The 15,094-nt window shown below is 74.3% G+C and carries 11 protein-coding genes and 2 pseudogenes; 6 read left to right on the top strand and 7 right to left on the bottom strand.

The annotated features are described in order from the left end of the window. Positions 1–1,296: pseudogene (locus AB7J25_RS17025) on the top strand (hypothetical protein); the annotation flags it as partial. Between the two features lie 314 nt (positions 1,297–1,610). Here the strand turns inward: AB7J25_RS17025 and AB7J25_RS17020 are convergent. Together AB7J25_RS17020 and AB7J25_RS17015 are read right to left on the bottom strand one after the other, a co-directional pair. Continuing rightward, positions 1,611–3,023, bottom strand: coding sequence for a M28 family peptidase (locus AB7J25_RS17020; RefSeq protein ID WP_428510126.1), 1,413 nt, complete (start codon positions 3,021–3,023; stop codon positions 1,611–1,613). 32 nt (positions 3,024–3,055) lie between these two features. Beyond that, on the bottom strand, positions 3,056–4,351 hold the full coding sequence (locus AB7J25_RS17015; protein ID WP_428510124.1) for a homoserine dehydrogenase: 1,296 nt from the start codon (positions 4,349–4,351) through the stop codon (positions 3,056–3,058). Between the two features lie 196 nt (positions 4,352–4,547). Here AB7J25_RS17015 and AB7J25_RS17010 point away from each other — a divergent pair, with 196 nt between their 5' ends. Both AB7J25_RS17010 and AB7J25_RS17005 read left to right on the top strand, forming a co-directional pair. Next, complete coding sequence (locus tag AB7J25_RS17010) at positions 4,548–5,627, top strand: plasmid pRiA4b ORF-3 family protein (RefSeq protein ID WP_428510122.1); 1,080 nt, start codon at positions 4,548–4,550, stop codon at positions 5,625–5,627. A 60-nt stretch (positions 5,628–5,687) separates the two neighbouring features. Then, a complete protein-coding gene (locus AB7J25_RS17005) occupies positions 5,688–9,143 on the top strand; it encodes an error-prone DNA polymerase (protein ID WP_428510120.1) in 3,456 nt (1,151 codons plus the stop codon). A gap of 56 nt (positions 9,144–9,199) precedes the next feature. On the opposite strand, the gene AB7J25_RS17000 is transcribed toward AB7J25_RS17005, so the two are convergent. Then, entirely contained in the window at positions 9,200–9,856 is a 657-nt protein-coding gene (locus AB7J25_RS17000; RefSeq protein WP_428510118.1) for a GPR1/FUN34/YaaH family transporter, read from the bottom strand. Between the two features lie 180 nt (positions 9,857–10,036). On the opposite strand from AB7J25_RS17000, the gene AB7J25_RS16995 reads away from it, so the two are divergent. Both AB7J25_RS16995 and AB7J25_RS16990 read left to right on the top strand, forming a co-directional pair. Then, positions 10,037–10,903: a bifunctional methylenetetrahydrofolate dehydrogenase/methenyltetrahydrofolate cyclohydrolase gene (locus AB7J25_RS16995; RefSeq protein ID WP_428510116.1), complete on the top strand. Its 867-nt coding sequence runs from the start codon at positions 10,037–10,039 to the stop codon at positions 10,901–10,903. A gap of 58 nt (positions 10,904–10,961) precedes the next feature. After that, complete coding sequence (locus AB7J25_RS16990) at positions 10,962–11,282, top strand: DUF3017 domain-containing protein (RefSeq protein ID WP_428510114.1); 321 nt, start codon at positions 10,962–10,964, stop codon at positions 11,280–11,282. A gap of 85 nt (positions 11,283–11,367) precedes the next feature. Here AB7J25_RS16990 and AB7J25_RS16985 read toward each other — a convergent pair whose 3' ends face one another. Both AB7J25_RS16985 and AB7J25_RS16980 read right to left on the bottom strand, forming a co-directional pair. Next, positions 11,368–11,796 carry an LLM class flavin-dependent oxidoreductase gene (locus AB7J25_RS16985; protein WP_428510112.1) on the bottom strand — a complete coding sequence of 143 codons (429 nt, stop codon included), beginning with the start codon at positions 11,794–11,796 and terminating at the stop codon, positions 11,368–11,370. Positions 11,797–11,918: 122 nt separating this feature from the next. Further along, positions 11,919–12,281: pseudogene (locus tag AB7J25_RS16980) on the bottom strand (LLM class flavin-dependent oxidoreductase); the annotation flags it as partial. 83 nt (positions 12,282–12,364) lie between these two features. On the opposite strand from AB7J25_RS16980, the gene AB7J25_RS16975 reads away from it, so the two are divergent. Beyond that, entirely contained in the window at positions 12,365–13,246 is an 882-nt protein-coding gene (locus AB7J25_RS16975; protein WP_428510110.1) for a LysR family transcriptional regulator, read from the top strand. Positions 13,247–13,327: 81 nt separating this feature from the next. Here the strand turns inward: AB7J25_RS16975 and AB7J25_RS16970 are convergent, their stop codons facing one another. Beyond that, a complete protein-coding gene (locus AB7J25_RS16970; protein WP_428510108.1) occupies positions 13,328–14,275 on the bottom strand; it encodes an ABC transporter ATP-binding protein in 948 nt (315 codons plus the stop codon). 11 nt (positions 14,276–14,286) lie between these two features. After that, positions 14,287–15,090, bottom strand: a complete 804-nt coding sequence (locus tag AB7J25_RS16965) for an ABC transporter permease (protein WP_428510106.1) — start codon at positions 15,088–15,090, stop codon at positions 14,287–14,289. Between the last annotated feature and the right edge of the window lie 4 nt (positions 15,091–15,094).

Here is a 15,094-nt window from a genome sequence, read left to right as displayed (position 1 = left end):
CGCGGGCTCGATCCGCGCCCGCCGCTGCGGCGGTGCCCGCCCGAGGAGCTCACGGTGGAGTCGGAGCTCGACCCACCGGTGGACCGCGTGGACGCCGCGGCGTTCGCCGCCCGCGGCCTGGCGGAGCGGCTGCACCGGGTGCTGGCCGGACACGGGCTGTCGTGCACACGGCTGGGGGTGGCGGCACGCACCGTCGGCGGCGAGGAGCTGCACCGGGTGTGGCGCTGTGCCGAGCCGCTCACGCCGTCCGGCACGGTCGACCGGGTCCGGTGGCAGCTCGACGCCTGGCTCACCCGCCGCCCGCTCCCGGCCGAGCCCGCCGAGTCGGGCGGGCTGCGGCGGCTGCGGCTGGTGCCGGAGGAGACGGTCGCGGCAGGGGCGTTGCAGCTGGGGCTGTGGGGCGACGTCGGCGAGAGCGACGAGCGCGCGGGGCGGGCGCTGGTGCGAGCGCAGGCGCTGCTGGGGCCGGGGGCGGTGGTGACGGCCGCCCTGGTCGGAGGCCGCGGGCCGGCGGAGCGGGTGCGGTACGTCGCGTGGGGGGACGAGCGCCCGCCCGATGCGGAGGCCGACGTGGAGGGCGCCGTGACGGGCGCGGCCGCCGGCACCACCGAGCCCCTCCCCGGCATCGCACCCGCCGGCACCACCGAGCCCCTCCCCGGCATCGCACCCGACGGCACCGGGGCCACCACCCACGCTCCCGAACCCACGCCCGGCAACACACCCCCCGCCACCGCCTCCAACGACGACCCTCGGCCCGCGACCGGCCCCGCCTCCCCCCGGCCACCGACACCGGGTATCGTGCCCCGCGACCTCGCCCCCGCCGGCTGGCCCGACGACGTCCTCCGCGCTCACGGCCGCAGCGCACCCGTCGCGCCTCCGCCGGGCGGACGCGCGGCCCGGCTCGGGGTGCGCAGGCCGCCGATCGTGCGCCGTGCCCCCGGCACCCGCAGCCACCCCGCCGTCCGGGAGCCGCCGGCGCCATGGCCGGGACGGCTGCCGGCCCCGTCCCCTGCGGTGGTGCCCCCGGAGCCGGTGCCGGCCGTCCTGCTCGACGCGGACGGCGCGGCGGTCCTCCTCGCCGCGCCCGACCTGCTGACGGCGCCGCCCTGCCAGCTCACTGTGGACGGCGGGCCGCGCACCGTCACGGGCTGGGCGGGGCCGTGGCCGGTGGAGCAGCACTGGTGGGTGCCGGAAGAAACGGACGGCAGCTGGGTGCAGGTCGCGTGCGAGGACGGGGTGGCGCTGCTCCTGCTCGTCCGCGAGGGACGCTGGTGGGTGGTGGGCGTCCACGACTGAGCCCAGTAGCGCCCTCGGCGGAGAACCTGCAGCCGTCCTCGCAGGGGCCGCACATCCGTCGCAGGGGCCGCAGCATCTGCGAAGCGCGCGCGACCCCTGCGAGGCGCACCGCAACCCCCTGCGAACCACGCGCCACCCCTGCGAAGCGCGCGCCACCCCTGCGAGGCGCACCGCAGCATCTGCGAAGCGCGCGCCACCCCCGCGAAGCACGCCCTGCGAAGCACACGCCACCCCTGCGAAGCACGCCGCAACCCCCTGCGAACCGCGCGGGCACCCGGCGAGCCACGCAACCGGGGCACCCACATCCCGGCCCGCTACGGGCGCCCCAGCACCTCGGTGGACAGTGCCAACGTCGCCAGCGCGAACGCGACGGCGTCGGCGTTGCGGTCCAGGGCCACGCGGTCCACCCCCACGAGGGTGTCGCACGCCTGGTGGTAGCAGCCGTCGTAGGCCTCGCCCGCGGTACCGCCCCACTTCTGCGCCTGGGCCGGCGTCTTCTCCCGCTCCGCGCCGGTGAACACCCCACCGGAGGGGATGCCCCGCTCGATGAAGGGGCCGTAGTCGGAACGTCCGGTGAAGTCGGCGCCGTCGGCAGCCACGCCGGCGGCCGAAAGGCCGTCGACCAGGAGCTTCTCGATCGCGGCCGAGCCTGGCGGGCCTGCGCCCTCGCCGACCTGGTCGGAGTCGTCGCCGTCGTAGACGAGGTAGCCGGCGTTGGGCGAGGCGGCCATGTCGACGTTGAGGTAGGCGGCGACGCGGGCCCGCTCGGCGTCCGTGAGCCCCTCGACGTAGCGGGTGGAGCCGACGAGCCCCACCTCCTCGGCGCCCCAGAACCCGAAGCGGACGGCGTTCGCCACCGCAGGCGCCCCGCCGAGCCGGACGGCGGTCTCGAGCAGCAGCGCGACACCGGAGCCGTTGTCGTTGATGCCGGGCCCGGCCGGGACGGAGTCGAGGTGGGCGCCCGCCATGACGACCTCGCCCGGGTCGCCGGTGGTGGTCTGCGCGACGACGTTGCGGCTGGTCGTCTCCTCGACGCCCGCCTGAACGGTCAGCTCCGCCGCCGCGCCCGCGAGGAGGGCGTCCGCGTCCGCCCGGGTGACGCCGACGGTGGGCAGGGCGCCGTCGGCCTCCTCGCCCAGGGTGGCGCCGGTGAGCGGGCCGTCGGCGTCGTTGGCGACGATCACCGCGGCCATCCCGGCGGCGGCCGCGGTGATCGACTTCTGCGCGAACGGGCACGCTCCCCGCCGGACCAGCACCACCGACCCGGTGGCGACGCCGGCGTAGTCCGCGGCCTCGCACCCGGACGTCTCGTCCTGGGCGATCACCGCGAGCGGTCCGCGGACCTCACCGGCCGGGGAATAGGCGAGCAGCTCCACGGCCACGGCCCTGCCGCCGACCACCAGGCGGGTGTCGCCGGGGACGAAGCGGCGGACCGTGAACTGCGGCGTCTCGACGGTGTAGCCCGCCTCGCGCAGCACCCTCGCGGCGTACTCGACGCTCGCGTCGTAGCCGGGCGTGCCGAGTGCACGGTTGCCGGCGTGCGTGTCGGCGATGCGCTGCAGCTCCTCCAGGTGCCTGACGGCGCCCTCGCCACGGACGGCCTCGACGAGCCGCTGCGGCAGCCCCGGGTCGGGCACCACGGGCGTCGGCGGGACGGGCGGCACGGATGGCGCGCCGCACCCCGCCAGCACACCGATCGCCACGATGCCGGCCAGCAGCCGTCGCATACTCGACCCTTCCGCCCCGCCCAGGGCTCCCGTCAGGTTCCGAAGATGCGCAGGACCTGCCCGGTGCGGACGACGACGCTGTGCCCGTCGAGCTCGGCGACCGCGGCCCGCAGGGCGCCGTGCGTAGTCGGGTAGGTGAGGAACACGACCCGCGCAGCACCCTCCGACGAGTCGTGCTGCTCGACCACCCGCAGCGAGATCCCGTGCGTCCCGAACACGCCGGACACCTCCGACAGCACGCCGGGCGAGTCCTTGAGCTCCAGCCGCAGGTAGTAGGGATGGATGTCGTCCGCCACCGAGCCCGCCCGGGCGGGCTCCCCCACCAGGGGTGGCCTGCTGATGCCGCGCACCCGGTTCGTGGCGGCGTCGAGGATGTCGCCGAGCAGTGCGGAGGCGGTGGGGCGCTGCCCCGCGCCCCGCCCGTAGAGCATCAGCTCGCCGGCGTCCGCGCCGGTGACGAAGACGGCGTTGAAGGTGTCGTGCACCGACGCGAGCGGGTGCGCGAGCGGCACCAGCGCCGGGAACACCTGCGCGCGCACGACCGGCGCCCCGTCGCCCGGCTCGGACTCGGCCACACCCAGCGACTTCACCGCGTAGCCGAAATCGTGCGCGATCTTCAGGTCGACCCGCGCCACCCCGGAGATGCCCTCGGCGTGGACGTCGGCGACGTCGACGTGGTGGCGGAACGCCAGCGACGCGAGCAGGGCGAGCTTCGCGGCGGAGTCGTGACCCTCGACATCGGCCGTCGGGTCCGGCTCGGCATAGCCCAGCGCCTGCGCCTGCGCCAGGACGTCGGCGTACTCGAGCCCCTCGCCCGCCATCCGGGAGAGGATGTAGTTGGACGTGCCGTTGAGGATGCCCACGATCCGCGTGACGGGCTCGCTCGCGAGCGACTCGCGCACCGATCGCACCACCGGGACGGCCGCCACCGCCGCCGCCTCGAACAGCAGGTCGACGTCGGACGCGCGCGCCTGGGCGAACAGCTCCGGTCCGCTCGCGCTGACCAGCGCCTTGTTCGCCGTGACGACGGACTTCCCGGCGGCGAGCGCGCCGAGCACGATGTCGCGGGCCTCGGGGACGTCGCCGACCAGCTCGACCACGATGTCGATCTCCGGGTCGCCGATCACCTCCCGGTAGTCCCCGGTGAGCGGGCGCGACGACACCGCCGCCGAGCGGGGCTTCGCCGGATCGGCCACCGCGATGCGGGTGAGCCGCAGGTCGATGCCCGTGCTCGCCTCGATCGCGGCGCGCCGCTCGTCGAAGACCTCCACCAGCTCGGCGCCGATGTTGCCGCACCCGACCATCCCCAGGGTGACGTGCTTGCCCATGTGCAGATCCTCGCCTCGCGCGGCCGGTGTGCCCGGATGTCCCACGTACGTCCTAACACGGCGCACCGACGATCGGCCGTCGGGTTCCGTCACTCGACCCGGGATCGCGTACGCAAACACCGCACCACCGCTCCCCGACCGCCGGTCGCCGGACCCCGTCCGGGCCAGGAGGACGCCACGCCGTAGCGTCGCCGCCGTGCGGACCTCCCGGCTCCGGATCACCCTGCGCGACGTCCGCCCCACGGTCCTTCGGGTCGTGGACGTCCCCGCCTCGACGAGGCTGCCGGAACTGCACGAGCTGCTCCAGGTCGCGGTCGGGTGGACCGACAGCCACCTGCACCAGTTCGTCGTCGGCGGCGACGTGTACGGCCCACCGGACCCCGACGCCACGTGGCAGCGCGACGAGACCGCCGTGGAGCTGAGGAACCTGCCGGCTGCGTTCACCTACCTCTACGACCTGGGCGACGGCTGGGAGCACGACGTCGAGGTGCTCGGGCCGGGTGCCGCCGAGCCCGGCTGCCGCTACGGGGAGGGCGACTGCCCGCCCGAGGACTGCGGCGGCCCGCCGGGGCACGCCGAGCTGCTCGCGATCCTCGCCGATCCGGCGGATCCCGAGCACGCGCGGATGCGGGAGTGGGTCGGCGAGCGGGTGCCGTTCGACCAGGCCACGACGGACGAGCTGGTCCGGCTGACGGTCGGCGAGGTGCCCGCGAGCGTGCGGCTCGTGCTCGACCTCGCCGCAGGCGGGGTGCGGTTGACCCCGGGGGGTCGGCTGCCGCGCGCGTTCGTGCGTGCGGTCCAGGAGCGGCGGCCGCGGTGGAGCGTCCTCGACCGCCCGGCGTCGATCGAGGAGGACCTGCCGCCGCTGGCCGCACTGCACGACGTGCTGCGCCGGGTCGGCCTGCTCCGGCTGAGCCGCGGTGTCGTGCGGCCCATCCGGGCGGCGGGCGACGACGGCGAGGTGCTGCGTCGGCTGCGCTCCTGGTTCGCCCGCGAGCCGTTCACCGGGGTGCTCACCGAGCTGGTCGTCGCCGTCCTGGTCTCCGGTGGCCCGGCGCGGACCGGCGAGCTGGCCCGGCGGGTGCTCCCCTTCCTCGGCGGCTGGACCTGCGACGGCGGCGCCCTCGGCGAGGAGGAGCTCACGTACCCGATCAACGGGCTCAGCCCGGTGCTACAGGGACTGGACCTGGCAGAACGAGACCGGAAGGGGTGGAAGGCCGGGCCGTCGGCCCGCTCGCTCCTGCCCCGCGCCCTCGCCCTGTCGGGCGACGTCTGATCGTTCACGGTCGGGAACGTTCGCTTGCCTTCGGTGCGAACGGATGTTCGAATATCGTCCATGGGCTGGAACAACCCGGACGTCCCGTGGTCGACGCTGGAGGCTGCACTGTCGGGGCGGCTGTCCGGCCGCAACGGGGCGAGCCTGTCGGGCGGGCCGGACGCGGACGGTGGCGACTCGCCGGCCTGGTCGCGCAAACGGGAGCCGTACGAGCCGCCGCCGCTGCACCCGCCACAGCGGCACGTCCCGTTCGCCGAGCTGCACTGCCACTCCAACTTCAGCTTCCTCGACGGCGCGAGCCATCCCGAGGAGCTGGTCGAGCAGGCCGCCCGGCTGGGGCTGGACGCGCTCGCGCTCACCGACCACGACGGGATGTACGGAGTGGTCCGGTTCGCGGAGGCCGCCCGCGAGCTGGACGTGCGGACGATCTTCGGTGCGGAGCTGTCGCTGGGGCTGGACGCCCCACAGAACGGCGTGGCCGATCCCCGCGGTGAGCACCTGCTCCTGCTCGCCCGCGATCCGGCTGGCTACCGGGGGCTGTGCCGCACGATCAGCAGCGCACAGCTGCGGGGGCGGGAGAAAGGGCGTCCCGTCTACGACCTGGAGGAGGTGGTGGCCGACACCGCGGGTCATGTCGTCGCGCTCACGGGGTGTCGCAAGGGGGCGGTGCGCCGCGCGCTGCACGGTGGCGGTGGCGGTGGCGGCCGTCCGGACCGGGCGCTGCGGCGGCTGGTGGAGCTGTTCGGCGCCGAGCACGTCGCCGTCGAGCTGCACCATCGAGCGCTGCCCACCGACACCGAGCACAACGACGCCCTCGCCGCGCTGGCCGGCGCCCACGGCCTGCCGGTCGTCGCCTCCACGGCGGCGCACTACGCCACCTCACGGCGCCATCACCTGGCGAGCGCGCTGGCCGCGGTGCGCGCCCGCCGCAGCCTGGACGACGCGGACGGCTGGCTGCCGCCCGCGGGCACCGCCCACCTGCGGTCGGGGGCGGAGCTGTCGGCCCGGTTCGACGCCCGCTACCCGGGCGCGGTGGCGGCCGCCGCCCGGATCGGGGCGGAGTGCGCGTTCGACATCGCGCTGGTGGCGCCCGACCTGCCGCCGTTCGAGGTCCCGGGCCGGCACACCCCGGCGACCTGGCTGCGGGAGCTGACGTGGCGGGGCGCTGCCGTGCGCTACGGCAGCTTCGCCGAGTACCCGGAGGCCCTCGCGACGATCCGCCGCGAGCTGGACATCATCGATGCCAAGAACTTCCCGGGCTACTTCCTGATCGTCCACGACATCGTGCAGTTCTGCCGCCGAGCGGACATCCTCTGCCAGGGCCGGGGCTCGGCGGCCAACTCGGCGGTCTGCTACGCGCTGGGCATCACGAACGTCGATGCGGTGGGGCACGGGCTGCTGTTCGAGCGGTTCCTGTCCCCGGAGCGCGACGGCTACCCCGACATCGACCTCGACATCGAGTCCGGCCGCCGCGAGGAGGTCATCCAGTACGTCTACGACCGCTACGGGCGCGAGTGCGCCGCCCAGGTCGCCAACGTGATCACCTATCGGCCGCGGTCGGCGGTGCGCGACGTGGCGAAGGCGTTCGGCTTCTCCTCCGGCCAGCAGGACGCGTGGAGCAAGCAGATCGAGCGCTGGCACGGCCCGATCACCGCAGCGAGCGTCGGTGAGCGGCGCGATGCGACGGCATCGGACCGAGCGGCGAGCGGCCCGGACGTCCCCGAGCGGGTGGCCGGGCTCGCCGAGGAGCTGCTGGGCTTCCCCCGCCATCTCGGCATCCACTCCGGCGGGATGGTGATCTGCGACCGGCCGGTGTCGGAGGTCGTGCCGGTGGAGTGGGCGCGGATGCCGGGACGCTCGGTCGTGCAGTGGGACAAGGACGACTGCGCGGCCGCCGGGCTCGTGAAGTTCGACCTGCTCGGGCTGGGGATGCTCACCGCGCTGCACACGATGATCGACCTGGTCGCCGAGCACCACGGGAAGCGGGTCGAGCTGCACGAGCTGAGCCCGGACGACCCCGCCGTCTTCGAGATGCTGGCCCGGGCGGACTCGGTCGGGGTCTTCCAGGTGGAGTCGCGCGCGCAGATGGCAACGCTGCCGCGGCTGAAGCCGCGGAAGTTCTACGACCTGGTCGTGGAGGTGGCGCTGATCCGGCCCGGTCCGATCCAGGGTGGCTCGGTGCATCCCTACATCCGGCGGCGCAACCAGCTGGAGGACTGGAAGCACGACCACAAGCTCATGAAGAACGCCCTGGACAAGACGCTGGGCGTGCCGCTGTTCCAGGAGCAGCTCATGCAGCTCGCCGTCGACGTCGCCGGCTTCTCCGCCGCGGACGCCGACGAGCTGCGCCGCGCGATGGGCGCCAAACGCTCCGCCGAGAGGATGGAGCGGCTGCGCGGGCGGCTCTACTCCGGTATGGCGGCCAACGGGATCCACGACCCGCTCGCCTCGACGATCTTCACGAAGATGCTGGCGTTCGCGAACTTCGGCTTCCCCGAGAGCCACGCGATCAGCTTCGCATCGCTGGTCTACTACTCCGCCTGGTTCAAGCACTACCACCCGTCGGCGTTCTGCGCGGCACTGCTCAACTCCCAGCCGATGGGCTTCTACTCACCGCAGTCGCTGGTCGCGGACGCGCGACGGCACGGGGTGCTGGTCCGTGGCCCGGACGTCAACCACGGGTTCGCGGGCGCGGTGCTCCAGCCGGACGCGCGCAGCACGGGCGGTCAGGCGGTCCGGCTGGGGCTGGCCGAGGTGCGCGGCATCGGCGACGAGCTCGCCGGGCGGATCGTCGACGAGCGCGCCGCCACAGGCCCGTTCGCCGATCTGGCCGATCTGGCCCGCCGGGTACGGCTGACGTCGCCGCAGGCCGAGGCGCTGGCCACCGCGGGAACCTTCGGCTGCTTCCGCGGGCGCAGACGGCGACGGGACGCGCGCCGTCCCGGCGACCGCCGCAACGCTTTGACCCGCCGCGAGGCGCTGTGGGCTGCGGGTGTCGTGGCGGAGGTGCGCCCGGAGCACCTGCCGGGCACGGCAGTGGGCCTGGACGCCCCGGCGCTGCCGGGGATGACACCGGCCGAGCTCACGGTCGCCGACGTCTGGGCCACCGGGGTGTCGCCGGACTCGCACCCGATGCAGCATCTGCGGGAGAAGCTGGACCGTCTCGGGGCGGTGCGCATCGACGGGCTCGACGCCGTGGCCCGCCACCACCGTCCGCCGCCCACCGATCCGGACGTCCCGCCCCGGGTGCTGGTCGGCGGGCTCGTCACGCACCGGCAACGTCCGGCCACCGCACGCGGGGTCACATTCCTCAACCTGGAGGACGAGAGCGGCATGCTCAACGTCACCTGCTCGGAGGGGCTGTGGGCTCGTCACCGCACCGTGGCCCTCGGCAGCGCGGCCCTGCTGGTCCGAGGCCGGCTGGAACGCAGTCCCGAGGGGGTGCTCAACCTGGTGGCCGACCGGCTGCAGAGGCTGCCGCTCACCGTCGCCGTCCGGTCGCGGGATTTCCGGTGAGCCGGGCGAGCGCCCCGCCGCAGGCTACGACGGGGCGTGCCGTAGATCGTCCGGGGTTACTTCACGATCGGGTTGCCCATCGGCATCGGGCGACCGCCGAGGTCCTGGTTGATGCCATCGACCAGGATGTAGGCGAACACCGCGCAGAACAGGAACGTCACGATTCCCGCGATGGGGAACAGGTCCGCGTTCCCGGTGGTCACACCGATCAGCGTGAGCGCGAAGGTGATCACGATGAGGGTGAAGCCCACGGTGAAGGCCAGCGGGAGGCGCATCGTGGCGACGGTGAGGACCGCGACGGCGATGAGGAACGACAGGAGGTAGGTCGCCTGCACCTGGGCGACCTGGCTCGCGGCCACGGCCGGGTCGGACGAGATCCCGAACCACCCGTTGACCAGCCCGAGCAGCAGGAACCCGAAACTGATCCAGAACGCCGCGAACACACCGAAGGCGGCGGCCACGACGCTCGCGCCGATCCGGGCCGCCCAGACGCACGCGATCAGCTCGAAGAGCCCGGCCGAGATCGTCACCGCGGGGATCATGCCGCCCGGCAGGTTCGCGGTGTCGAGGTAGCCGACGTACCACAGGCCCAGGGTCAGGGCTCCGGGAAGGAAGGTCAGCAGGCCGAGGAGCAGCGGGTTGCCTCCGGTCTGCTGGGGCGCCTCGGCCTCCTGGACATCGGCTGCCACCTGGACATCGCTGTCGACGCTCACATGTGCTCCTTCCGTCTGGTACCGGCCTCGGCGCCGGATCACGGAATTGTGAGTAGTGCCTCCCTGATCACGGACCTGCCCGATCGGTCCCCTACTCCGTTTCGTCCTCCCCTTTCGGTGCGGTGCGCCGGTGGTGGCGCTACGTTTCCCGCCCCCGCGCGACGCTGCAAGGATGGGCACGTGACTGCGACGGTGATGGACGGCAGGGCGACTCTCGCGGCGATCCTCGAGGAGCTGCGCGGGCGGATCGAGAAACTCACCGCCGCCGGCGCGACGCCCGGGCTGGGCACCCTCCTGGTGGGCGACGATCCCGGATCGCATTCGTACGTGCGGGCCAAGCATCGGGACTGTGCGAAGGTCGGCATCGCGTCGATCCAGCGGGAGCTGCCGGCGGACGCCACGCAGGCCGACGTCGAGCAGGCGATCGACGAGCTCAATGCCGACCCGGCATGCACCGCGTTCATCGTTCAGCTACCGCTGCCGCGGGGCCTGGACGCCGGCGCCGCACTGGAGCGGATCGATCCGGCCAAGGACGCGGACGGGCTCCACCCGGTGAATCTCGGGCGCCTCGTCCTGGGCGAGCCCGGTCCGTTGCCGTGCACGCCCCGCGGGATCGTCGAGCTCTGCCGCCGCTACGGCGTGGAACTGGGCGGGGCACGCGTCACGGTGATCGGGCGCGGGGTGACGGTCGGGCGACCGCTCGGGCTGCTGCTCACCCGCCGCACCGAGAACTCGACGGTCACGCTGTGCCACACGGGCACCCGCGACCTGGCCGAGGAGGTGCGTCGCGCCGACGTCGTCGTCGCGGCGGCCGGGGTGCCGGGCCTGGTCACCGCCGAGATGGTGCGACCGGGCGCGGTGGTGCTGGACGTCGGCGTGAGCCGGGTGGACGGCAAGCTCGCCGGTGACGTCGCGGCCGATGTCGCCGAGGTGGCGGGCCTGGTCGCTCCGAACCCGGGTGGGGTCGGGCCGATGACCCGGGCGATGCTGCTGACCAACGTGGTCGAGGCCGCGGAGAGGGACGCCGGGATCGGGCACGGGGTGTGAGGACCACGGCGGCGCTCCACCCGGGGCGACAGCCGGCGGGGCACGACGGGCATCGGCCATGAGCGTCAGATCCGGTCGGACGGGAGAACAGCGCCGGGCGGCGCGCCCCTGGCCACCGGTGTGGCTCCCCGCGGTGTTCGTCTACGCGATCGCCGCGACCGGAATGGTGCGGGTGCTCACCCAGCACTGGCGGGAGGGCGCCGCGCTCCTCGCGGGCTCCATGCTCGCCGCGGCCGTGCTGCGCGCGCTGCTCCCCGAGGACCGCGCCGGGCTCCTCGCCGTCCGCGGCAAGGTGATCGACATCGCGATCTACCTCGTCCTGGGCCTGGTGACGCTCGCGTTCGCCGTCACGATCACCCGCAGCCTGACCGTGTCCTGACCACGCCGCCGAGCGGCCCGGTACGGGCTCCTCCCGGTGGACGGCGACAAGCGCGTCGCCCGCGCGGCCGGCCACATCCCCGCGCTCAGAGCCGGCGGGCTCGCGCCAACCCGCCGAGCACCTCGACCGTCCGCGCCCGGTCGGCGTCCGGCCCGACCGGGATCACCTGCAGCTCCGCCGTTCCCACGTCGGCGTAGCGGCGCAGTGCCTTCTCCACTTCGGCCTCGTCTCCCGCGACGATCGCCGCTCCGACCGACGACAGCCCCTCACGCTCGAAGACGGCCCGGTAGCTCGGGAGATCCCACGCAGCGCCGTACTGATCGTCGACCCAGCGACGCGCCACTTCGGGATCCGCGGTCACGCAGACGCACACGCCTACGACCACCTCGGGGGTCGCCCGACCCACCCCGGAGGCGGCGGCAGCCATCGCGGGCAGCACCGTGTCGGCGATCGTCCGCGGCCCGCTCCAGGTGAGGAGGTTGCCGTCGGCGAGCTCGCCGGCGATCCGCAGCATCGCAGGCCCGAGCGCGGAGAGGAGCACCGAGTCGGCTCGACGCCGGTCACGGCCACCGAGCCGGCAACCGTCCAGAAGCGGCCGCGCTGCTCGACCGTCTCCCCGCGGAGCAGTGCACGGAGCGCGGTGAGGTACTCCCGGGTGTTGCGCGCGGGGGACTCGAACGCGTAGCCGTAGAGGCCCTCGACGATCGGCGCGTGGCTGGGGCCGATGCCGAGCATCAGCCGTCCTCCGACGAGCGCCTGGGTGGTCAGGGCCTGCGCGGCCAGGGCGACGGGATGACGGGGGTAGGTGCGCACCACCGCGGTCCCCCAGGTCACGCCCGGCAGTCGCGGGCCGAGACCGGCGATCAGGCTGAGGGGATCCCAGCCGCCGACCTCGCCCGTCCAGAGGGTGTCGAACCCGAGATCGGCGGCGGCCGCGACGGCGTCGCGTACCGCGTCGAGAGGTTGGCCCGTGAGCTCGGGCCACAGTCCGATCCGCATGCCGCCACCCTCCGCGTGGAACACGCAGCGACCAAGGCGCGGTTCTGCTGTGCAGCGATAAGCGATCGTGATCGGGGGACGACGTGGAGATCCGACAGCTGCGTTACTTCGTCGCAGTCGCAGAGGAGCTGCACTTCGGGCGGGCCGCGCAACGCCTGCACATCGCGCAGCCCGCGGTGAGCCAGCAGGTCGCTCGGCTGGAGCGGAAGCTGGGCTTCGCCCTCTTCGACCGGAACCCACGACGGGTCCGGCTGACGGAGGCGGGGCAGCGGATGCTCACGGAGGCGCGGGCGGTGCTCGCGGCCGCCGAGCAGGCGGCGGCGGTCGCGGCGCACCTCGCCCGCTCCCCCGCGGCGACGCTGCGGCTCGGGACGAGCCCCGGGCTCGGTTCACGGATCGCCCCGGCCATGGACCGTCTCGCAGCGGGGGGGATCACCGTCGAGCTGGACGCGCGGCCGGTGGCGCAGCAGCTCGCCGCGCTGCGGTCGGGCGAGCTGGACGCGGCGCTGGTACGGACGGCAGCGCGTCCGCGGCTCGCCACCCCGGCCCGTCCCGGTGTCCGGGTGGTGCCGCTGTGGTCCGAGCCGCTGCGCGCGGCTCTGCCGGCGTCGCACCCGCTCGCGGAGCGCGACCGCGTCGGGCTGGCCGACCTCGCCGCGCTCCCCGCCCGGATCCCCGACGCCGCATGCGATCCGCTGGTCCGCAGCGTCGTCCTGGAGGCGTTTCGGGCGGCCGGCCTGAGCCCGCAGCTGGGCAGGCCGTCGACGACCGCGGAGGACACGCTGATCGAGATCGGTCGCGTCGGGTCGGGCTGGACCCCCGTGTGGACGCCGCCGTGCGCACACCATCGCGTCGCGGTCGTGGACGTCGTGCCTCGGCTGTCGACGTGGGGCGCGCTGCTCGTCTCGGCGGACCGGCCGCCCGCAGCGCACGTCGTCGCCGCGTTCGGCCCGGCCGGAAACTGACCTGCTCCCCGCCGAACGCGCAACTCGCCGCGGCGAAACTCACAACTCGCCGCCGCAGAACGCGCAACTCGCGGGCGGCCGTCAGGTCGCGCCGGCGTAGATCGCGCGGACGAGGTCCTCGATCGAGGGAGCTGCGACGGTGAGGTCGCGGACCTCCACCCGGGCGGTCACGGCGCCGATCAGCTCGGCCGCGGTCACCGCGTCCGGGGAGAACCGCAGGCGCTGGCGCAGCCCGCCGGCCTCGACGGCGACGTCCGCGACCCCGGGGAGCCCCGCGAGCGGCGCGGCCGGGGCGACGAGCTCGACCACCAGCTCGCGGGCGCCGCCGGAGCGGCGGCGCAGGGCGGCGAGGTCGTCGTCGACGAGGAGGCGGCCGTGGTCGATGACGACGACGCGGCGGCAGAGACGTTCGACGTCGGGGAGGTCGTGGGTGGTGAGCAGCAACGTGGTATCGCCGCGGGCATTGATCCGGGAGAGGAATCCGCGAAGCCGCTCCTTGCTGGTCAGGTCGAGCCCGATCGTGGGCTCGTCCAGTACGAGCAGCTCGGGCGCGTGCAGCAACGCCGCGGTGACCTCCCCGCGCATCCGCTGCCCCAGCGACAGCTGCCGCACGGGGGTGGCGAGGAACGGACCCATGTCCAGCAACGCGACGCACTCGTCGAGGCGCTCCCGGAACTCCGCGGGCGGTACGCGGTGGATGGCGGCATGCAGGTCGAAGCTCTCGGCCAGCGGCAGGTCCCACCACAGCTGGCTGCGCTGCCCGAACACGACGCCGATGCGGCGCCCGAGCTCGCGGCGCTGCGTGACGGGGTCCAGGCCGCACACCCGGGCGCGTCCCGCCGTGGGGACGAGCACGCCGGTGAGCATCTTGATCGTCGTCGACTTGCCGGCGCCGTTGGGTCCGAGGAACCCGACGGCCTCGCCCGCCGCGACTCGCAGCGTGACGTCCGTGACCGCCGCGACCCGGCGGCGCCGCCACCGGGTGCCGACGAGGAAGTCGCGGCTGAGCCCGCTGGTCTCGATGATCATCCGATCCTCCGTCACGACCCCGTCCCCTGGTAGTGCCGAACACCGCATCGCCAGACCAGCGCGGCCGCGGCGACCACCGCGAGTGCCGCGACCGGGGCGCACCAGCGCAGCACCTCCGGCAGCCCGAGTGGGTCCGGCCCTCCGATGATCGCGAGCGCCGGGAAGTACGCGACGAACGCCGACGGCACCACGAAGCACAGGATGCGCCGCAGCGTCGGCCCGAAGATCGTCAGCGGGTAGGACATGGCGAAGTTCGAGCCGTAGGTGAAGGCGTTGGCGGCCTCGCGGCCGTCCACCAGCCAGAACGACACGGCGTTCGTCGCGACGAAGATCGCCCCGAGCAGGACGGCCCCCGTGAGCGGGGCCGTCAGCGCCACGACCACGGTCGCCACCGACCACGCCGGGGCGAGCACCACGAGCGACCAGCCGTAGACGGCGATCCCGACGATCACCCGTCCGACCCGGCGCAGGGCGACGTCCGCGGTGAGGAGCTGGGCGAGGGTGCCGAGGGGGCGCAGCAGGTAGACGTCCAGCTCACCGGTGCGGATCAACTCGGGCAGCTCCTCGATCTGCCCGGCGACCATGTCCGCGAGCCCGAACGCGGCCGCCGCGATCCCGTACATGAGCGCGACCTCGGCGAAGGTGAACCCGCCGAGGGTGTCGACGTGGCCGAACACCACGAGCAGCGCCACCAGCTCGATCCCCTGGGCGAGGAACTGGGCGAGCAGGTCCAGGGCGAACGACGCCGGGTAGGCGAGCTGGCCCCGGAACCGCGATCCGATGATCCGCACGTAGACGGCCGTGTGATCACCCACGGAG

The organism is Pseudonocardia sp., assembly GCF_050246655.1.
Taxonomy (GTDB): domain Bacteria; phylum Actinomycetota; class Actinomycetes; order Mycobacteriales; family Pseudonocardiaceae; genus Pseudonocardia.
The sequence above is the reverse complement of the archived record's forward strand: the minus strand, read 5'-3'. Positions and strand labels throughout refer to the sequence as shown.